The following is a 20,936-nucleotide window of genomic DNA, read 5'->3' as shown; positions in this document are numbered from 1 at the left end:
TCAAATGACGAAAGCAATCGACAAAAAAGCCAGGGTAAAACCTGGCTTTTTTGTGTCTGGGATTTAGCCTTCGTTTGTACGAGGCGTTTCCGCATCTCGCTCTCCAGCCAGACCTTCTGCACCTTGCTTGGCGCCTTTCCAACGGCACAGCAGCAGCTGGCTTGCGTTCGCTTCGGTGATCTTGACGCAGCCCAGATCGGCAGGCAGTTCAGCCCTGCTGTCACGCAGCCGCCTGGACAGGTAGAACGAGCCATCACGAGGCCACTTCGCGGGGTTCTGAATGTTTTCGGACTTCCCACTACTGTAGAACTCCGACGAATACGAGCGGCGGCCAGGGTAGATCAGAGGAGCCGATTGAGCTGACGGCACATCCAGCCAGGCCTGAACTACATCGCGCTGGTTCTGCGGCCTCTGCTCCAGCACGCCGGCATAGATGATGCCGGCGCCGATGACTGGCAGCACCCAAGCGCTGGTAACGGCAGCCCGGGTGGTCTTTGGACCAGCCTCACTGATCCGCCCAGACAGAAGCAACGCCCAGGCTGGCAAAGCCGGGAGCAGGTAAGTCCACAGGATGTTGCCAGCGAACGTGAAAAACACCGGTGTTGCCATAGCCCAAAGCCAGATGTAGGCCTCAAACCGCTGCATGGATTCACGCCTGCGAATCAGCATCGGGAGGAAAAAGGCCCACGGCAGTAGCGCCAATCCTAATTGGAGCCAGATAGTCCCGTATGGTTTGGCATGAGCGCTGCCGTAGAGGTCACCTGCCCAGTTACTGACGACGTATCGACTCCAGTGCTCACCAACGAAGAAGTATTCCATGAATCCAGGCGTTTTCATCTCAGCCGCGACATACCACGGCACTGATATCCCGAGCATGAGGATCAGGCCGCCCATCCAGGGAAGCCGCAGCACCCGCCCCCACTCCTTGTAGATGACGATCCAGATGAATGCCGGCGTGCCCATCAGCACCAACGTCAGCGGCCCCTTGGCAAGCAGGCCCAAGCCGAGGCCCGCGAACATCAGGTAAGCATTCGATCTGTCGCCACATTTCATCCAACGCCAGAACCCATAGCTGGCCAGCAAAATAGAGAAGGACAGAACAGGGTCAGTCAGCACAACGCCGCTGGAGACCAGGCCAAGCGTTGTGCTGGAAAAGATGATAGCGGCCCAGATGCCCGCGTTACGCGAGATCTGCTGGGTGCCGAGCTTGATGATGATGAAACAGCTGGCCAGGTGCAGCAGCCAGGCTGGGAATCGGGCCGCGAACTCGTTCACGCCGAAGACTGTCATGCTTGCGGCCTGGGTCCAGAACGACAGCGGTGGTTTACCCCAGAACGGCACCCCGTAGTCGAACATGGGCGTGATCCAGTCGTTCAGCTCGACCATCTTGCGTGCCATCTCGGCGTAGCGAGCCTCTGACGTGTCCATCAGTGGGTAGATACCCAACCCCAACAGACGCAAAAGCAAAATCGAACCCAGAATCCACCACAGCGTCCGCTCGTTTTTCAGACTCAGCATTGCTTACCCTCGATCGAAGAAACCGAAGGGTGGAGGGACACGGTATCCGCCTTGCTGCTTTTCAGGAAATAGAGAGGCCGGCGCTTCACTTCCGCGAGTGTCACACCCAGGTACTCCCCCACAATGGCGACACCAACGCACATGAAGGACGCCATGCCGACGAGTAAATGGTGGACGTCGAAGCTGCCCGCCAGGAGTGATGCAAGGATGTAGCAGAAGCTGGAAACGAAGAGACCGAAGCTGACGAGGCTGAAAATGCGCAGCGGTTTGCGGGAGAAACTGACAATGCTTTCGATGGCCAAATTGAACAGACCGGCTGCATTCCACTTGGTGCTTCCGGCATGACGAACCGTGCGGTTGTAGGGCAGCTCGACAGTGCGAAAGCCAACCCAACCGATCATGCCCTTGAGGATTCTGGAGCGCTCATCCAATGCCCGCAAAGCCGCCAATGGAGCCGGTCCAATCAGCCGGAAGTCACTGACATCAGCGGGAAGATCCACCTTCTCCACAAGACGCTGCATGACCCAGTAGTAGGCCCGGGCACTCATGCGTTTGAACCAAGAATCACCAATTCTCAGGTTGCGTTGCATGTTCACCACGTCGTAGCCGCGTTGCCAGAAGTCCACCATGGCTGGGATGAGCTCGGGTGGGTCCTGCAGGTCGACGTCAATGAAAATCAATGCACTGCCGCGGGCGTGATCGATCCCTGCGCTCAGTGCAGCCTCTTTGCCGAAATTGCGGCTCAGGAACAGGCAGCGGACGGCCGCGCCATCCTGGTACTCACGCAGCAGGTTCGCGGTCCGATCATTGCTGCCATCATCGATGTAGAGAATCTCGCAAGAGACGGGTAAACACCTTACGACACTGGTAATGCGCTGATGGAACTCGGGAATGGTCTCCTCTTCTTGAAAGCAGGGAACCACGATGGTTAACAACGGATCAGGGCGCTCGGGAAAGCGATGCAATGTCTGCATGATTGAAAGTCCAGAAACGGTGTGCAATGAACCCAAATCCAGTGAGCGTTACAGTCACTAGGACTTGGGAGATAAGCGGTGACAGATTCGACTTGATGAGGAACCACATCCCCACACCATTGCCGAAGTTTGTTGCCAGCCCGACCAGTGCAAACCTAACAGGCTGAAATTTACGAGGACCATCCGCCACAAAGCAGAGCGCCCTATTACCAACAAAACTTGCAATAGCGCCTACCATGCCGCCACAAACACTGGCCAGCAATGGAGTAGCAAACGCTGTCGTGACCAGCGCCAGGAACACCGCATAGTGAACTCCCGTAGCAATGAATCCGACCCCAAGATAACGAATCAGCAAGACAACAAGAGAACGGCTTATATTTTTCATGCCCGAAGACTATGGAGGCAAAGGTGAAAAAAAAGTGAATTAATTCCAAGCGCATAGCCAATCAAATTTACATATAATCGGCAGTGAGGCTGGCGCACCAGGCTAGCACGCCACAATATCAAAAACATTGCCTGAACATTACGCTTTCGAAAAACAGCACCTCCCATAACGTATGCATGACCTACACATTACAATATTGACACAATAAGGAAATACCGGACGGCATTGAGATAAATTCCCCGGATCAAGGGGGATCAAATGGTTACACAAAATGAAACACATACAGGCGGCGCTGCTCCTTACAGTCCTGACATATTGGATGATTTGCCAATTGATGATCAGTTAGCGTTAGAGTTTTTCGCAACAGCACGATGTGCGAGTTTCAAACAGGCGGCCCGGGGGCTTAATGTTCCGGTGGTAGGACTACGAAAGCGCCTGGAGAAGCTGGAGGAGCATGTGGGTGCTCCCGTGTTTGTGTACAAGCACAACAAGCTTGCCCTGACCCGCACAGGCGAAAGAGTCAGCCAATACCTATGCCAGCTCTTCGGCCCGGACGGACTTGGCAAGGACGGCGAGAAGGAAATTCCCAGGCTTACCCTGGCGATCACCGAGCCAGTGCTAAGCGACATCGTCAACCGTGATCTGGTTGCCTATGTACGGGACCATGCCGAAATGCAGCTGGAAATCCACTCTGAGTGCACCCCCCAAATGCTCTCTGAGGGGGAAGTCGATGTCGGCATCTTTTTCATGAGCCCCGATGACGAAGACGTCTTGGGTCGCCATCCTGACTACAGGTTTGAACAGCTTGGCCGGATTGGGCATGCATTGTTCATTTCCAGCCGCTACTCAAGAAGCGTCACGCTTCCCGTGCATAGCCTGGATCTGCACAACTTCATGCTTGTTGTTCCTTGGGATGATGAGATTCTGGCCGGCTCACAAAAGTGGGCATCGATCGTGGCTGACCACCAGGGTGGTACCACTCGGGTTAAGAGCTATAACTTATCCCGCGGTCTTGTCGTTGGCGGTGCGTGCATCGGTGTACTGCCAGATTACAGTCGAAAAATGGAGAAGAACATCTTACCCGTACCGGGCTTCCTGGATGATCTGGAAGAAAAAGATGTCTATCTTGTTATCAAATCGAATTTTGTACGCCATCCGCAGGTTTTGGAAATTCGAAGGCTGATCAAAAAAAGCTTCCTCGACAAGAAGGATTGGCTTGTTCGCTGACAGATTTGTTAGATTATAAACCTCCCTCGTTAACACTACAGAAACATAACTGTCATTTTTGCTTGCAAACTAGTCAGAGCACTTAGAACACAGGCATCTTGTTACAGCGGGTGACGATTGTGACCTGCCCCAATCTGCAAGATCTATATAGGCCGGCGCAGGGCGAAATAATCCGTCGGCTGCTAAGTACTTAACACACGAGAGGCAAGCAATGATCCGTTCTTCGAACATGCGGGAAAAGCTGTTGGCCGCTGCAATAGTAGGCGCATTTTCCTCGCAAGCATTCTCCGGCACAGTGACTACTGACGGAGCTGACCTCGTTCTCAAAACCAAGGGCGGTCTTGAACTTTCCACCACTGACAAGGAATTCAGTTTCAAACTGGGTGGCCGGGTTCAAGCCGACTATGGTCGATTCGATGGTGTCTACACCAAGAACGGCGACACCGCCGACGCGGCCTACTTCCGCCGCGCCTATATCGAATTTGGTGGCACCCTGTACCGCGACTGGAAATACCAGATCAACTACGATCTGTCCCGCAACACCGGCAACGATTCCGATGGCTACTTTGATGAAGCCAGCCTGACCTACACCGGCTTCGCCCCGGTCCAGCTGCGCTTCGGCCGGTTCTACACCGATTTCGGTCTTGAGAAAGCGACCAGCTCGAAGTGGACAACCGGCATGGAGCGAAACCTCACCTACGACTTGGCTGAATGGATCAACGACAACGCCGGTATGGGTGTACAGGCCACCAGCACCATCGCTGACATGGCCTACCTGTCAGGTAGCGTTTTCAGCGAGACCAACAACAACTCCGATGGCGACAGCACCAAGCGCTACAACGTGCGTGGTGTGTTCGCACCGCTGCACTCTGATGGCAACGTCCTGCATGTCGGTGCCCAGTACGCCTATCGCGACCTCAAGGACAGCGCCGTCGATACCCGCGTACGTTCGCGCCTGGGTGTTCGCGGCGTAGATACCAACGGCGGCGGTGATGCTGGCACCAACGGCAACCGTATGCTGTTCGGTGGCGCTGCAGCGCAAGAAGGCCTGTGGGACAACGATTCGGTCTGGGGCCTAGAGGGTGCCTGGGCCACTGGCCCATTCTCGGTTCAAGCTGAATACCTGCGCCGGAAACTGAAAGCCGACCAAGCCAACAATGACATGAAGGCTTCTGGTTACTACGCCCAGATGGCGTATACCCTGACCGGCGAGCCACGCATCTACAAGCTTGACGGTGCCAAGTTCGACACCATCAAGCCACAAGACAAAGAGCTGGGTGCCTGGGAAGTCTTCTACCGATTTGACGACATCAAGGTCGAGGACGGCAACCTGGTGGCCACTGCGGATCAGTCCGATGAGCGCAAAGCCAAAAGCCACACGGTCGGCGTGAACTGGTACGTCAATGAGGCGGTGAAAGTCAGTGCCAACTACATCAATGTGCGCACCGACAATAACGAGAACACCGTTGGCGACGACAGCGGCAACGCCTTCGTGACTCGCCTCCAATACGTGTTCTGATCCCCTCAACAGGTCGCGCAAAAAAGCCGGGAGCAATGAGTGCGCTCCCGGCTTTTTTTTGCCCGCGTGAACCAAAGATCAAACTTATTTGCGGTAGGCCAACAAGCGCAAGGCATTAAACACAACCAGAAGCGTAGAGCCCTCATGGATAGCAACGGCAGCGCCAATGCTCAAGCCCATGATGGTAGAGGGCACCAGAATGGCCACAATCCCGAGACTGACGAACAAGTTCTGGCGGATGATCGAGCGGGTATGACGGCTTAGGCCGACCGCGAAGGGAAGCTGTCGGATGTCGTCTGCCATAAGTGCGATGTCAGCCGTTTCCAAGGCGACATCAGAGCCGGCAGCCCCCATAGCGATGCCGACACTCGAATGGGCCATGGCAGGCGCATCATTCACGCCGTCCCCAACCATGGCAACTTTAGAGCTGAGGCGCAGGTTCTTGATCGCCTGAACCTTCTCGTCCGGCATCAGATCTCCCCACGCCTCGTCCAGGCCAACTTGCCTGGCTACGGCTTCAGCAACGCGGTTATGGTCCCCCGAAATCATGATCATGCGACCAATGCCCATCTCCCTGAGTTTCTGGAGTGCCTCCTTGGCGCCCTCTCGTGGGGTATCCAACAAACCGATAACCCCCAGATCTTTGTCAGCACGGCGCACCACCATGGTGGTGCGTCCCGACTGTCGCAGACGTTCCGCCGCCTCCAGGGCAGCCTTACTGAGCGTGGGAATGCCGTCGGTACCGAACATCTCGACTTTACCAATCCAGACGAACTGGCCATCCACCTCCGCGCGCACGCCGCGGCCAACCAGGTTCGTCAGGTTGATTACCTGAGATTTGTCCCTGGTGCCAATCATCTCCTCGCCGTCGCGCACGATAGCCGCAGCGAGTGGGTGGTCGCTCATCGACTCCACGGCGATGGCGACGGCCAACAGATCTTGAACCTGAGTACCGGCTAGCGGTATCACATCGGTGATGCGGGGGCGTCCTTCGGTCAGGGTACCGGTTTTGTCAAAAGCCATGGCATTCAAGGAGCCGAGTTCTTCGAGCGGCGCACCGCCCTTGATCAGTACTCCGCCTCTAGCAGCCCTGGCGATGCCGGAAAGAATGGCGCTGGGTGTTGCGATCGCAAGCGCACATGGGCTTGCGGCGACCAGGACGGCCATCGCTCGGTAGAACGAATCACGAAATGGCTCATCGATGAATATGCCGGCACACATCAGCGCTGCTACCAGGAGCAGGACCAACGGAACGAACACTCGTTGGAAGCGGTCGGTGAAGCGCTGTGTCGGCGACTTCCTAACCTCGGCTTCACTGACCATTTTGATGACCCGCGCCAGGGTGCTTTCCGTGGAGCGACGTGTTACCTCGACCTCGATCAGGGTTTCGCCATTGATGGTACCGGCGAAGACTTTCGAAGCAGCATCCACGGCATCTGGCTTGCTACGAGCGAGCGCAGCATCGGTGACAGGCCGCTTGTCCACGGGGACGCTCTCACCCGTCACTGGCGCCTGATTGATACTTGAGAACCCGGCGACCACAAAGCCATCGGCCGGCAGACGATCATACGGGCGCACGATGACAACGTCGCCTGGAACGAGGAGCTCCACAGGCAGTTCATTCGTGCCGTCTGTGCTTCGCACCATTGCAGTGGTGGGTGCGAGCTTAGAAAGCGCCTCGATGGCTTTCTTAGCCCTGCCCATCGCATAGCTTTCCAGGGAGTGCCCCAAGCTGAAAAGGAACAGGAGCAGCGCCCCCTCTGCCCAGGCGCCAATGCTCGCAGCCCCTGCGGCGGCGAGCAGCATCAGCGTGTCGATCTCGAATCGCTTCTGGCGGATGTTGCTGATCGCTTCCTTGGTGGTAAACCATCCACCGAAAACGTAGGCAGACACGTACAGAACTAGCGACATCCTGTCGATCAGCCCGAGCTGTTCTGCGAGAGCACCGGCACCGAGAAGGGCACCACAGATCAGCGCGAAAACCAGTTCGGTGTTCATGCCAAAGATGCCGTCATGCTCATGGCTATGGCCATCATGCCCTGCTTGGTCGTCTGGGCGTTCAAGCAAACTTTTCATAACTCGTCCCTTCTGGGGTCAAGGCTAAAAACTGCCCTCTGCAGTTGAAAGCCATCGTGTTTGAGCACCTAAGATCTATTTCACGGCTTGCCCACGGCCAGCCATTAAGGCTTAGGCCTTTAACGGGCCTCATCGGTCGCCATAAAAAATGCCAGGCACTGCCTGGCATTTGTGAATTCTCTAATTGTTCTATTCACAGCGGTCACTACTTGTTGTTGATGCATTGCGAGTACATGGAGTAGCGAACCGTCTTGAGCGTACCCTGGGAGTCTTCAAAGGTCATCAACCGCGGGTAGACCTGGCAAGTCCTGGGGTCTTGGGACTGACGCACGAATTTGGCAACATCAATCTTCATGCCGTACTTGTAGTCTTGAATCTCCGGCATAGGCTTGCCATTTTTCTCTGCATAGTTTGCCACAGCAGTCTGATGCTCACTGATGTATTGCAGCTGTTTGCTTTCGGAGAAAGTATTAGCCTGCGAAGCCATCGAGAACATAACAAGTGCAGCAGCAACCATTAGCTTTTTCATATAAACCTCTCAGTTTCAAGTCTTCTCGGGCGTAACTTTAGCAACGCACAGGCATCACCGGCATGACGAGAAACTTACAATTTTGAAAGGTAAGTGCATCTGCTTCATATAAAAACAAAAAAAGCCCACAACACGCGTTGTGGGCTTTTCTGTAATCGCCTATTAGCTCACCACTTCGGACTCGTCACCGTCTTCATCCTTGCGGTGTGCCCAGTGATACAGAGCAGGCAGTACCAGCAAGGTCAGCGCAGTGGAGGACAGGATTCCGCCAATCACCACCGTTGCCAGCGGGCGTTGAACCTCTGCACCGGTACCGGTAGCCAAGGCCATCGGGATGAAGCCCAGGGAAGCCACCAGAGCTGTCATCAGCACAGGTCGCAGGCGGGTCAATGCGCCTTCGTCAACGGCCTGCCTGAGCGTTCTCCCCTCCTCTCGCAAGCCGCGGATGAAGGCGATCATCACAAGCCCGTTCAATACCGCAACGCCCGACAGCGCAATGAAGCCCACCCCTGCCGAGATCGACAATGGGATATCCCGCAGCCATAGCGCCACGACGCCCCCGGTGAGTGCGAATGGAATACCGGTGAAGACCAGCATGCCGTCCTTCAGGTTGTTGAACATCAGGAACAGCAAGGTCATGACCAGGAACAAGGCAACCGGTACAACGATCTGCAGGCGCTTGGCTGCCGATTGCAGCTGCTCGAACTGGCCGCCCCAACTGGTCCAGTAACCCGCAGGGACTTCCACCCTCGTTGCCAGCGTGGTTGCCGCCTCATCAACGAACGACCCAAGGTCGCGCCCCCGAACGTTGGCGCTAACGATGATCAAACGCTTGCCGTTCTCGCGGCTGATCTGATTCGGGCCCAACTGCAAGTCAAGGTTAGCGACCTGTGACAGCGGAATGAAGCCTATCTGGTTGGTGCCCTGAGCCGCATTGGCAGGAACAGGGATCAACAGGCTAGACATACCCGCTACGTCGGTACGTACGGCCTCAGGCAGGCGAACCACCATGTCGAATCGACGATCACCCTCGTACAACGTTCCGGCTGTGCGGCCACCTACAGCAATCGCGATCGAATTCTGCACATCCGCAATGTTCAGGCCATAACGTGCTGCTTTTTCCCGGTCGATATTGATGGTCAGCACCGGCAGGCCGGTGGTCTGCTCAACCTTGACCTCCGAAGAACCCGGTACCGCTTTGAGTGCTGCGGCGATCTTGTTGGCCGTGGTGTTGAGCACGTCCATATCGTCACCATAAACCTTGACCGCAACGTCACTGCGTACCCCGGAGATCAGTTCGTTGAAACGCAGCTGGATCGGCTGGGACAGCTCATAGTTGCTGCCCGGCACGCTGGCGGCGGCCTTCTGCACATCGGCAATCAGCGCGTCTCGCGACTTGCTGGGATCGGCCCATTGCTCCTTTGGCTTGAGCATGACGTAGGCGTCGGAAATATTAGGCGGCATCGGGTCAGAAGCGATTTCAGCAGTACCGGTACGGGCGAACATCCGCTCGACTTCCGGTACCTGTTCGATGACCGCTTTTTCCAAGCGCTGCTGCATGTCCACCGACTGACTCAGGCTGGTACCCGGCACACGCAGGGCTTGAAGAGCGAAGTCACCTTCGCTCAAGCTCGGGATGAACTCACTACCCATGCGACTGGCAAGCACGCCGCTGAGCACGACCAGGGCAACTGCGGCCGAGAAAGCAATGTTCCGGTGCCCAAGCACCCATTGCAGTACCGGCTCATAACGCAGCCGCGCGGTGCGCATGACCACGCCCTCCTCCTCCTTGACTTTGCCAGTGACGAACATGGCGATCGCCGCAGGCACGAAGGTAACGGAGAGGATCATTGCGCCCAATAGCGCCATCACGACAGTGAAGGCCATGGGGTGGAACATTTTGCCCTCAACGCCAGTGAGGGCGAAGATCGGCAGGTACACCACCATGATGATCAGCTGCCCGAAGATCAGCGGCCGACGCGCTTCTCGAGCAGCGGCAAAGACTTCATGGAAGCGTTCGGTTTTGGTAAGCATGCGACCATGTTTGTGCTGCGCATGGGCCAATCGACGGATCGCGTTCTCCACGATAACCACGGCACCGTCGACGATGATGCCGAAGTCGAGTGCCCCTAGACTCATTAGGTTGGCACTGACCTTGTTGTTGAACATGCCTGTGAAGGTGAACAGCATGGACAGTGGAATGACCATCGCGGTGATCAGCGCAGCACGGATGTTGCCGAGGAACAGGAAGAGAATGGCGATAACCAGGATCGCGCCTTCCACCAGGTTCTTCTTCACAGTCGCAATGGCTTTTTCAACCAGGTTGGTACGGTCGTAAACGGTGACGGCAACCACGCCCTTTGGCAGGGTCCGGTTGATGTCCGCCAGCTTCGCAGCGACAGCTTGGGACACAGTACGGCTGTTTTCACCGATCAACATGAACACGGTACCGAGCACGACCTCACGCCCATTCTCGGTAGCAGCACCCGTACGGAGCTCTTTACCGATACTGACGTCAGCGACATTGCTGATGCGAATCGGTGCACCATCCACGCTGGTGATTACGATGTTGGCGATGTCTTCGATGTTGCCCACCTGGCCTGGTGCACGGATGAGCAACTGCTCGCCATTACGCTCGATGTAACCGGCACCGACGTTGGCGTTGTTGCTTTCCAACGCTGCGACCAGATCATTCAGTGTCAGCTTGTAGGTAGCCAGACGCTTCGGATCCGGCGCAACCAGAAACTGCTTGGCAAAACCACCGATGGTGTTGATCTCTGCCACGCCAGGAACGTTGCGCAGCTGGGGCTTGATGATCCAGTCTTGGATTACCCGCAGGTCGGTGGGAGTGTATGGCGTACCGTCTTCTTTGACCGCGCCATCTTCGGCCTCTACGGTCCACAGGAAAATTTCCCCGAGGCCGGTGGAGACCGGTCCCATGACGGCTTCTACGCCCTCTGGCAGCTGCTCCTTCGCAACCTGCAGCCGCTCGTTGATCAGCTGGCGGGCAAAGAAAATGTCGGTGCCATCCTTGAAGATCACGGTGACCTGAGACAGGCCAGAGCGAGACAGGGAACGGGTCTGCTGAAGGCCCGGGAGACCGGCCATGGCCGTTTCTACTGGAAACGTGATCCGCTGCTCAGTTTCCAATGGCGAATAGCCAGGCGCTGCAGCGTTGATCTGCACCTGGACGTTGGTGATGTCGGGTACCGCATCGATGGGCAGCTTTTGATAGCTGTAGATACCGATGCCGGCCATGATCAAGACAGCGATCATTACAACGATGCGCTGCTCAATGGCGAATCTGATGATACGTTCAAACATGAGAAATCATCCTGTCAGTTCGCATCAGTGACTGTGCTCGGCAGATGCTTTGCCGAGCTCAGACTTGAGTGTGAAGCTGCCATTGGTAGCCACTTGGGCGCCCGCTTCGACACCGTCGGTGATTTCCACGTACCCATTGTCACGTCGGCCCAGTTTCACTGGACGGGTGTCGAAGCCTTCTGCGGTGCGGACGAATACCGATGGTTTGTCCTCAACGGTCTGCACGGCATGTTCAGGGACGGCCACCGCTACGCGATCAGTCTGGGAAGTCACTGCGATATTGACGAAAAGGCCGGGGCGCCAGGCCCCGTTAGGGTTGGTCAGGGTGACACGGACGGTTGCTGCACGGTTTTGCTCACCCAACAGGCTGCCGACATAGCCCACCTTGCCCTCGACCTCGACGTTCATGTCTGGCGAAGAAACCTTAACGGCACGCCCGGTCGTGACCTTGCCCAAGTCTGTAGGCGGAACGGCGAAAGTGGCCCAGACCTGAGTGAGGTCTGACAGGATGAAGGCGTTAGTCGCCTCGCTGACGACTTCACCGACGGTCAAGTGCTTCTCCACCACTACGGCGTCGAAGGGAGCCCGGAGCTCATAACGGTTACCGCCAACGGAGTTAACCGAGGCGCCGATTGCGCCCACCTTCTGCTTGGCATTGGCCAGAGAGATCTCCGCTTCCTGCAGCGCCTGGCGAGCTTGAAGGTAGTCCTGCTCAGCGGAAATCTTGTCCTGCCACAGCTGCTTCTCTCGATCGAAAGTCACTCGAGCCAGTTCTACGCGACGCTGTGCAGCCTGTTGTTCGCTGCGCAAGTCAGAGATCTGTTGGCTGGCAATTACAGCAAGGACCTGGCCCTTCTTTACGGTCTCGCCCAGATTGGCCTGAACAGCTTCAACAACGCCAGGGACACGAGGAACAACGTGCGCAGTACGATCTTCGTCGAAACGAATCTCGCCCGGGAAGCTCACGACCGTGCCCAAGTCTCGGGGCGCGGCAGATTCCAGAGAAACGCCGGCAGCTTTGATTTGCTCTGCGCTGAGGGTCAGCTTGCCTTCTTCTTCCCCGCCCTCTTCGCTGTGGCCTTCCTCGCCATGGCCCGCTTCGCTGTGACCTTCCTCGCCATGCCCCTCTTCATCATGTCCCGCATCACCCTGCTCTTTGTTGGCTGATCCGGCCTTCTTTTCATGGCCATGACCATCGTCAGTACCGTGTTCTGTGCTAGTTGCGGCTTGCTGTTCGGAACTGTTGTTCCAGGCGAGGCTGCCAAATCCAAGGGCTGCCACAGCGGCTACCGCGAGGGCGATCTTGCGTTTGTTATCCATTGCTACTCCTGCTGATCGTAGACACTGGCGTGTTTAACGCCGAGTGCCGAAGAAAATGTACGGCCCGTTCAACGGGCGCCGGCAGTCGAACCGACTTCGCCATAAACCCTTTCTACTTGCGCACGCGCATTGGTCGCCGCGGCTAGCGACTCGAGATACTGGCCGCGGGCAACGATCAACGTGCGCTGCGCGTCCAGCACTTCGATAAAGCCGAATTTCCCCATTTCGAATCCGCGGGTTGCGGTGTCCACAGCCTGCTGGGCTGAGGGCAGAATGGTCTTGTCGTAGGATTCGACTTCTTGCATGGCGGTAGACCACTGGTTCAACGCGGTTTGGGTTTCGGCACGCAGTCTCAGCTCGACAGCGTTACGCAGGTCGCGGGCCTGATCGGCGCGTCGAGAAGCGGAAAGAATGTTGCCTTGGTTACGATCAAACAGCGGCAGAGGCATGGACAGTCCAACGACATTCACTCGCTCGCGAACCGAGCGGTCGTACTGGCTACCCACGCTTACGGTGAGGTTTGGAATGCGCTGAGCTTTCTCTGCGCCAAGCGAGGCGTCGCTCTTATCAATTTGCACCACTGCCTGGCGCATTTCCGGAGTCTGATCGAGCTGTGCCAGCAACTCTTCAGTCCGCGGCGGCAAGCCTGGAGACAGGGTCGGTGATTCAAGGCGATCAAATACGGTCACTGAACTCCCCGTAACTTGGGCGAGTTGCTGGTAGGCCGTCGTTTTTTCCGTTTCGGCACGACGGACCTGCAGCCTGGCTTCAGCCAGTTGCACCTGGGCGCGGGTTGCCTCCACGGGCGAAGATTTACCTGCACGAACACGACCATCAACAATGCGAAGGCCGCGCTCTGTAAGGTCAAGGGATTGTTTGGCCAGGTCGAGTCCGGTTTGGGCTCGTAATGCCGCATAGAACGCCTGCACAACGTCTGCACGCAGACCATTCACGCGACGGTCTAACTCAAGCTGCGCAACGCTCTGGCCGTATGTAGCGACCTCTACGCGAGCTCCCCGCTTACCACCTAGCTCCAAAGTCTGACTTAGAGTTACGGTCGTTGTGCTGGTACTACGTCGTGTGTCCTCCATCTCATAGGAGATTTCGGGGTTAGGAATCAGCCCGGCTTGCTTGCGCGCACCGTCCGCGATGCCGATTTCCTGTCGTGCAGCCGCGAGGTCTGGGTTGGCATCCATTGCCGTCGACAGCGCTTGGGGCAAGCTGATGCTTTGGGCAAGTGCTGCGGGTGCCAACACCCCGGACATCACCGCACAGAGAGCGGCGATCTTCCAAGGTGAGACGTAGGTCTTGGATAAGACATTGCGGTTATACCGGGGCACTTTCTTGGTCCTCGTGCACAAACTTCGTTAAAGCTTGGCCAGAACGCCGAAACAGCTGCCAAGCCCCACTGGATTAGGTGATGGCACTCTAAAGAGCGCTAGCTATCAGAGGGGTGGCTAGAAAATTACAATTTCGTAATAAATGCTCGTAATGCCCGAAAACACTGAAAAAACAGCCGATCCATAGGATTTTGTTGCTAACGAGAGAGATCGCTAGCACGCGGTGTGGAACACCCAAATAACGAGCAGATGACGAAATTGTAATTGTCCTATCACCCTCCCGTTATCTTCAGCCTGCAAATATGAGCTCGGCGCTACGCTAGGCGCGCCGCCGGGCCACAATTTATAACGACGCCCGCGCCGGTAAACATAATAAAAACTGCCGTAAATCAAAGGAGCATCGGATGAAAACAAAAGTACCACTGTATTTGGCGGCAGTTTCGGCGCTATCTGGAAGCTTTGCAGTTACTGCTCAAGCTGAAGATAAGCAGGAAGGTTTCATCGAAGGCAGCAGCCTTACAGTGCTCAACCGCAACTTCTACTTCAATCGTGATAATCGCGACAGTTCGGCCCCCACTTACAACAGTGGCAAGGGCAACACCAATGGCTACTCCGAAGCCTGGGCGCACGCGATCATCACCAAATTTAACTCTGGCTTTACCCAGGGTACCGTCGGCTTTGGTGTTGATGCCTTTGCCATGATCGGCCTTAAGCTCGACACCGGTGACGGGCGCAATGGCGGTCGTAGCTCCTTCGACGTGCTGCCTGTTGATAACAAGGGCGAAGCTCGCGATGAATACACCAAGGTAGGCGGCGCGGCCAAAGTCCGGTTGTTCGATACGGTAGTGAAAGTAGGTGATGTCTTCCCGTCGACTCCGGTTGTTGCATCAGGCGACTCGCGCCTATTGCCTGAAAGCTTCCGCGGTGTGACCGTTGAGAACACCAGCATCCAGGGCCTCACCCTACAGGGTGGTCGACTGCATGCGATGAGCCAGCCAGTTTCCAGTAACTTGAATGATAACTTCGTCACCTTCTATGGCGGCCCAGTTAATTCGCCTTGGATTGGGTACGGTGGTGGCGACTATCAGGTCAACGACAATGTCACCGTGAGCGTATACGCCAGCCAGCTGAAGGATGTCTGGAATCAGTACTATGCCGGTACTAGCGTCGTCTACCCGCTGAGCGACGACCTTGCACTGCTGGGCGGCTTCAATTACTACAAAGCCGTAGATGAGGGTAAACGACGCCTGGGTGAGTTCGACAACAACATCTGGAGTGCCAAAGTCGGCGTCCGTTACGGCGCTCACACCCTCGCCCTCTCGCACCAGCGCAACAACGGCGACGACGATTTCGACTACTTGCGTCAGTCAGACTCGATCTTCGTCGATAACTCCATCCAGTACAGCGACTTCAACTCACCGAAAGAGCGCTCCTGGATGCTGCGTTATGACCTGAACTTCACCAGCTACGGCATTCCTGGTCTGACGTTCATGACCCGCTACGCCAGGGGCTCGGGCGCCGACTATTCGAACGCCAACCAGTTCTACATGCGCACTGATGCCAACGGTGATCCGCTTACCAATCAGAAACGTTGGGAGCGTGACATCGAGGTCAAATATGTCGTGCAAACCGGTCCGGCAAAAGACCTCTCCTTCCGTTTGCGCCAAGCCACCACGCGTGCCACTGCATTCGAATCGGATCTGGATGAAACTCGCGTGATCATTGAATACCCGCTGTCGATTCTGTAATTCTCTGAGCGGACCAGTTTATTTTTAAGTTGGTCCCTCCAGAAAAAACGTGCATTACGCATTCACCTTGAGTGGCTTAAGTGCTCCTTTGGTAAAAGGTGGATATTTGGCGCCCTTCGGGCGCCTTTTTTTTGCCTAAAACCCGATCAATCGTTCGAGTGCGCGATGCAACTCATGGCTGCACCAATGCCCAGGCTCCTCAGTGTGCGTGACTTCACCGTCATCTGAACGGAACGAAGCCAACACAAAAAAGAAAAAAACCCAATACCTCATAAGGTCAAATTACCTAGTTGAGTGAGGACCCGAAATCGTCAAACCCAGACCGCGACAAGATATACCGGCAGGCTATCAATCATATTACCTGGAAATTACAAATCCGTAATTTAGACCCTGCCCCCTCAATTTTGATTTACCATTCCTCTCAATAATGCCGGCGCGCGCGCGCGGTTAATTGCTCTGTGATATCGAGACAAAATCCCATGCGAATTCTGGTTATTGAGGATGAGGTAAAAACTGCGGAATATGTGCGTCAGGGCCTTACCGAATGTGGTTATGTAGTAGATTGCGTCCATACCGGATCCGATGGACTATTCTTGGCTAAGCAACACGAATACGAGCTGATCATTCTTGATATCAATTTGCCAGAGATGGACGGGTGGCAGGTTCTTGAACTGCTACGGCGTAAGAATTGCCCGTCGCGCATCATGATGCTCACGGCGAGAAGCCGTTTGGTGGATAAGGTACGCGGGTTGGAAAACGGCGCAGATGACTACCTGATAAAGCCATTTGAGTTCCCTGAACTGTTGGCGCGGGTTCGCGCCTTGATGCGTAGGTCTGATCACCCCGCATCCGTGGAGATCATTCGCGTAGCTGACCTGGAGCTCGACCAGAGCCGCCATAGAGCCTTCAGGGACGGGCAAAGAATTGATCTGACGACAAAAGAGTTTGCCCTGCTACACTACCTGATGCGTAATACCGGCGTGGTGCTGAGCCGCACTCAGATCATCTCGCAGGTTTGGGACATGAACTTCGACTGCGACACCAATGTTGTTGAGGTCTCCATTCGTAGGCTCAGGGCAAAAATAGATGACCCCTTTGAAAGCAAGCTCATTCATACTTTGCGCGGCGTTGGTTACGTTTTGGAAAAGCGCTAGCACCTTGTTTTTATAGATGAATATTGCTTTTGGCGAAATTTAGTTTTCATGTTGTATTGAGCAGTCGAGTGCTGAGAGCCAGCGCGATCTATCCAGACTGCCTAGCTATTAAGGCGTGATGTTCAAGTATGGCAACCTCAATGCAGGTCGGCACGGTAAACAGTTGAAAACTTTATGCTTCTCTCCATCCCAATGCACGGGACCATTCGAACATGAACCAGCTCTCCCGCGAGCTCTTCCAATATTTGTTTAAGTACCGCCGCTGGTAATATCGCTCGAATAAAGCCCTTATTAATAGACACCCAGCTCCGCTCTTTGCAGATACGACTCAAGGGCTAGGAAGCCATCCGCGAATGCGAAGCTGGCACGCACCAGTAGGTAGACCTGCAATGAGCTTGGCGGCAACGGCAGATTGCCGATCAAAAACGCCTTCGGCTTACAGCCCTAGCGCTCCGCCGAACTTGGCTGCGTGCCTGGAGTAAACAAACCGGTCTGTTCCACGTCACTGGCCTTGCTTATGCAGTGCGTCTTCCCCTCAATATTCTAAGCTTCACTCGCCCCGTTTGTTTGGCAGTTTGCACTATGTTCGACGCCCCTGAGTAACGACGTACCGACAACTCAGCGCCGCAACGGGCCAAAGGGGACCTCCGCGTCGACGTAGCGCATCGCTGACTGCACGTCGCGCCATCCCACGTAATCCATCAAGGCTTTCGCACTCCACTGGTTGGCACTGGCCCAAGTGGCGAAGCCCCTTCTCAGCGAATGACCGCTGTAGCCATCGGGCTCCAACCCGCTCCGCTGCAAAATTCGCCGGAGAATCCGAGGGACACTGTAGCTGTGCAACCCCTCACCTAACCGTCCCCAACGATCCACGTTGCGCAGTAAAGGCCCGTCGAGCAAACCGCTACAGTCCAGCCAGTCCTCGTACGCTTGCACCGGACAGAGATGAGTGAGAGCTGGGACGCTGAGCTGCCGCCCCAGGTTGGCGCGATCAGTCTTACTGCTGGGTAGAAACAGTGTCAGTCCCTTGGCCGGATCGAGTCGGGTGAACTCGATGCGCAGTCGGCACAGTTCGTCGCTGCGCAACGCCCGCCAGAACCCCAGCAACAGCAGCAGCCGATCACGGCAGGCACGCAACCGCCCGACGGGCTGATCACCCTGCTCCTCTCGTTTGAGGACTTCAATGCAGGCTTCCAACTCCTTTAGTTGCAACGGCTCGGCCTGTACAGCTGGCCGCGAGTGCAACGCTTGAATCCCTCGCAGCACTTCACGCACCGCAAGGGCCTTGGTCGGGTCGACAAACCCATGCTGCAGGTGCCACTGGGCCAGGGCCGCCAGATGAGTCCGCAGCGTGCCGGGGGACAAGCGCTCGGCATGCTCGGCGAGGTAGCGTCCGACACTGGCCTGGCTGGCCGGCAGCAGCCCACCCCACTCGGCTTCGAAATGCTCGATGACCCGCGCATAGCGCCGCGCGGTGCTCTCACGCCGGGCCGCCTGGCGATAGTGCTCGGGATCGTTCATGACTGATGCTCCGTACCGCCAATCACTCGCCGCAAACCGATATATCGGTCTAGGGTTTGAGAATCTGGGCTTCTCACACGTCAGCTGGTCTGATTTTTCGGCGCCCGACCGGCGGCTGTACACCTGTACTTCCATACTGTTTGAACAGTACGAAAAAGTCGGAGCTCGACCATGGCCCGCGCTGGAATCAACAAAGCCTTGGTGCAACGTGCGCGGGATGCCCTCCTCGCCCGCGGCCTGGCACCGAGCATCGAGGCGGTGCGCGCCGAGCTCGGGCATACCGGTTCCAAGACCACTATCAGCCGCTACCTGCGCGAGCTGGCCGAAGGTGAGCCGCAACCGCCGCGGATCAAGCTGTCGGACGAACTCCAGGCGCTCTTGGAAAGTCTAGCTCTCCGTTTGGCCAGCGAGGCACAGGATGCCGTGGCCGCAGACCGGGCGCGCCTGGAGCGACAGCAGGCGGCCTACCAGCAGCAGCGCGCGGTGGACGCCGCCCGCTGGGAAGAACTGCAGAAGACGCACTTAGCGCTGGGCGAGGAGTACCGCCAGCTGTCACTGCGAGAGGTGTCGCTCAACGAACGACTGCACGGCATCGAGGGCGAACGGCAACGGCTCCAGGAAGCGTGCCGGCAACAGTCGCAACTCCTCGAAGAGCGCCTGGGACAGATCCAGTCTCTGGAGAGCAAGCATCAGCAGGTACGCGATGCCTTGGCCCACTATCGTCAGCAACATCTGGCGCAACGCCAAGAAGAGCTGCAGCGGCATGATCAACAGCTCATCCAGGTACAGGCAGAAACCCGTGAGTTGCGTGAGCAGCTGGCAGCCCGGCACGAAGAACTGACTCAGCTCTACCGTGAACTGGAACGCTCCAACAGCAGCATGAGTCATCAGCAGCAACAGTTGCGGCAACTTGAACGGGAGCTTGTCGGTGTCCAGCATCAGCTCACCAGCCGTGAGACCGCCTTGGCCACCGCACGCCAGGCGGTGGACGAGATGTCCAACGAACTGGCGGCGATGCGTGAAAAGGCCAAGCACTACCTGATGGCACACCGACAGGACCAGCGACTGGTACGAGCCCAGGCCAAGCAACTCGGCTATCTGCAGGGTCTGATACCAGCCACGAACGCCAATCACTCCCCATCCTGAAAAGCGTCCGACAAATGCCTCGCGGGTCTTCACTTGCCGCAGAATGCCCCAGCAGGTTTAGCCTGGACTGTTGCTGTGCTGATCACCCGACGCCGCGTTGACGATGATTTTTGCGGAAACCTTCCGCCCCACTCTCCACCGTGAACGGGCAACTTGAGCGAAAGGAATAAGCCGCCTCCTGCAGAGCGGAGACAGGCTCACCGCACTGGACGTGAATGACCTGGCCCTCTGGGTACCTCCCTTTGCAAACCTAGCGAATGGCAGGTAAGAGAAGCATGTGCCCGATCCTCATCAAGGTAGCGAGTCCAACGCTGCGAGCTGGGTTGTGCGGACAACTATCCCCCCGCGCAACTCTAGCCCAGGTCCTCACGCGCAGTGCCAGAACAAGGCGGCCGGGAACGAGCATGCTGGTGTGGGTCATCAGATTCGCACTTCGCTGGACGCCTGCCAGAAGATTGCTCTGTGGAGAATCTCCAGGCCTGCTGGGTGCGACAGAAAAGGAGATTAGCGAGAGTGTCTTTTGGCCGCCCTTGATCGCTATTGAAGGTCAGTGATCAGTGAGAGTGCAAGACATGCCCACTCGCCAGCTAGGTCGTGAGGCTCACCTGCAGCTGCTGCTGTAGGCCTACCGCTTGCTGAACACTTCTAGCAAGCCGGCGTGGAGCGCTTAGCCGTGATGAAGAAGAGGCTGCTGCACAGATCTGTTCGAACTGCTCCCTATTGTGAGCACAGTCCAAATATGCCATCCACATCAAGCAGTGTTCGCCCCACTCGGAAACCCAACCTTGATCGATGAGTATCGAGGCCAAGCGCTGATAAAAGCTCAAATGCCTATTGAAGTCAGCTTCGCTGGCTGGCCATGAGCAAGGTTGGCACAGGGGACAACTCTGCCATAGCTCATCCAACAGCTGATAAAGCATATTGGCCACACTGCTGAACGGCGACCGCAGGCAGGATTGCACGAAATAAGAACTGAATTGTTTTTGTAGCTTTAATCGTAAAAAAATAAAACGATGCGAGCGACTGCGTGTTGCCGCTGACCGAAAACTGACCCAGTAGAGGCTGTTCTGCCGACTGAAAACTGACCCAGGTGTTCAACTGCTTCTGCTCAATTTTTGAGCAGGAGAACACAGGGTGATCAGTATGGAAATGATG

Annotated in this window: 15 protein-coding genes; 5 read left to right on the top strand and 10 right to left on the bottom strand. The window is 56.3% G+C overall.

All coding sequences use genetic code 11. The features are described 5' to 3' along the window. Positions 1–63: 63 nt before the first annotated feature. The 3 genes from L6D77_RS25185 to L6D77_RS25175 are packed head-to-tail and all read right to left on the bottom strand — an operon-like array spanning position 64 to position 2,877. The gene (locus L6D77_RS25185; RefSeq protein ID WP_232882451.1) at positions 64–1,518 is read right to left on the bottom strand and encodes an ArnT family glycosyltransferase; all 1,455 of its coding nucleotides are present in this window, start codon (positions 1,516–1,518) and stop codon (positions 64–66) included. Continuing rightward, a complete protein-coding gene (locus tag L6D77_RS25180) occupies positions 1,512–2,492 on the bottom strand; it encodes a glycosyltransferase family 2 protein (RefSeq protein ID WP_232882452.1) in 981 nt (326 codons plus the stop codon). Before L6D77_RS25180 ends, L6D77_RS25185 begins: the two co-directional genes overlap by 7 nt. Beyond that, positions 2,458–2,877 (bottom strand): GtrA family protein, encoded by a 420-nt coding sequence (locus L6D77_RS25175; protein ID WP_232882453.1) that lies wholly within the window; start codon positions 2,875–2,877, stop codon positions 2,458–2,460. Before L6D77_RS25175 ends, L6D77_RS25180 begins: the two co-directional genes overlap by 35 nt. A 258-nt stretch (positions 2,878–3,135) precedes the next feature. Between L6D77_RS25175 and L6D77_RS25170 the strand changes: the two genes are divergently transcribed. Both L6D77_RS25170 and L6D77_RS25165 read left to right on the top strand, forming a co-directional pair. Further along, positions 3,136–4,104 (top strand): LysR family transcriptional regulator, encoded by a 969-nt coding sequence (locus L6D77_RS25170; RefSeq protein WP_232882454.1) that lies wholly within the window; start codon positions 3,136–3,138, stop codon positions 4,102–4,104. 229 nt (positions 4,105–4,333) lie between these two features. Next, positions 4,334–5,623: an OprO/OprP family phosphate-selective porin gene (locus L6D77_RS25165; protein WP_373870639.1), complete on the top strand. Its 1,290-nt coding sequence runs from the start codon at positions 4,334–4,336 to the stop codon at positions 5,621–5,623. 84 nt (positions 5,624–5,707) lie between these two features. Here the strand turns inward: L6D77_RS25165 and L6D77_RS25160 are convergent, their stop codons facing one another. From L6D77_RS25160 to L6D77_RS25140, 5 genes are all read right to left on the bottom strand, one after another. Next, on the bottom strand, positions 5,708–7,699 hold the full coding sequence (locus L6D77_RS25160) for a heavy metal translocating P-type ATPase (RefSeq protein ID WP_232882456.1): 1,992 nt from the start codon (positions 7,697–7,699) through the stop codon (positions 5,708–5,710). A gap of 205 nt (positions 7,700–7,904) precedes the next feature. Beyond that, the gene (locus L6D77_RS25155) at positions 7,905–8,228 is read right to left on the bottom strand and encodes a DUF2790 domain-containing protein (RefSeq protein WP_232882457.1); all 324 of its coding nucleotides are present in this window, start codon (positions 8,226–8,228) and stop codon (positions 7,905–7,907) included. Positions 8,229–8,390: 162 nt separating this feature from the next. Further along, positions 8,391–11,552 (bottom strand): CusA/CzcA family heavy metal efflux RND transporter, encoded by a 3,162-nt coding sequence (locus tag L6D77_RS25150; RefSeq protein ID WP_232882458.1) that lies wholly within the window; start codon positions 11,550–11,552, stop codon positions 8,391–8,393. A gap of 24 nt (positions 11,553–11,576) precedes the next feature. Continuing rightward, positions 11,577–12,872, bottom strand: coding sequence for an efflux RND transporter periplasmic adaptor subunit (locus L6D77_RS25145; protein WP_232882459.1), 1,296 nt, complete (start codon positions 12,870–12,872; stop codon positions 11,577–11,579). Positions 12,873–12,940: 68 nt separating this feature from the next. Beyond that, a complete protein-coding gene (locus L6D77_RS25140; protein WP_232882460.1) occupies positions 12,941–14,212 on the bottom strand; it encodes a TolC family protein in 1,272 nt (423 codons plus the stop codon). 404 nt (positions 14,213–14,616) lie between these two features. Here L6D77_RS25140 and L6D77_RS25135 point away from each other — a divergent pair, with 404 nt between their 5' ends. Continuing rightward, positions 14,617–15,960, top strand: coding sequence for an OprD family porin (locus tag L6D77_RS25135; RefSeq protein WP_232882461.1), 1,344 nt, complete (start codon positions 14,617–14,619; stop codon positions 15,958–15,960). Positions 15,961–16,439: 479 nt separating this feature from the next. After that, entirely contained in the window at positions 16,440–17,114 is a 675-nt protein-coding gene (locus tag L6D77_RS25130) for a heavy metal response regulator transcription factor (RefSeq protein WP_232882462.1), read from the top strand. A gap of 618 nt (positions 17,115–17,732) precedes the next feature. On the opposite strand, the gene L6D77_RS25125 is transcribed toward L6D77_RS25130, so the two are convergent. Continuing rightward, the gene (locus L6D77_RS25125) at positions 17,733–18,635 is read right to left on the bottom strand and encodes a site-specific integrase (RefSeq protein ID WP_232882463.1); all 903 of its coding nucleotides are present in this window, start codon (positions 18,633–18,635) and stop codon (positions 17,733–17,735) included. Between the two features lie 171 nt (positions 18,636–18,806). On the opposite strand from L6D77_RS25125, the gene L6D77_RS25120 reads away from it, so the two are divergent. Next, positions 18,807–19,781, top strand: a complete 975-nt coding sequence (locus L6D77_RS25120) for a DNA-binding protein (protein WP_232882464.1) — start codon at positions 18,807–18,809, stop codon at positions 19,779–19,781. An 897-nt stretch (positions 19,782–20,678) separates the two neighbouring features. Here L6D77_RS25120 and L6D77_RS25115 read toward each other — a convergent pair. After that, positions 20,679–20,936, bottom strand: a 258-nt coding sequence (locus L6D77_RS25115) for a hypothetical protein (protein ID WP_236170190.1), incomplete at its 5' end; no start/stop codon positions are given.

The sequence above is a fragment of the Pseudomonas parasichuanensis genome (genome assembly GCF_021601385.1).
Classification (GTDB): domain Bacteria; phylum Pseudomonadota; class Gammaproteobacteria; order Pseudomonadales; family Pseudomonadaceae; genus Aquipseudomonas; species Aquipseudomonas parasichuanensis.
The sequence above is the reverse complement of the archived record's forward strand: the minus strand, read 5'-3'. Positions and strand labels throughout refer to the sequence as shown.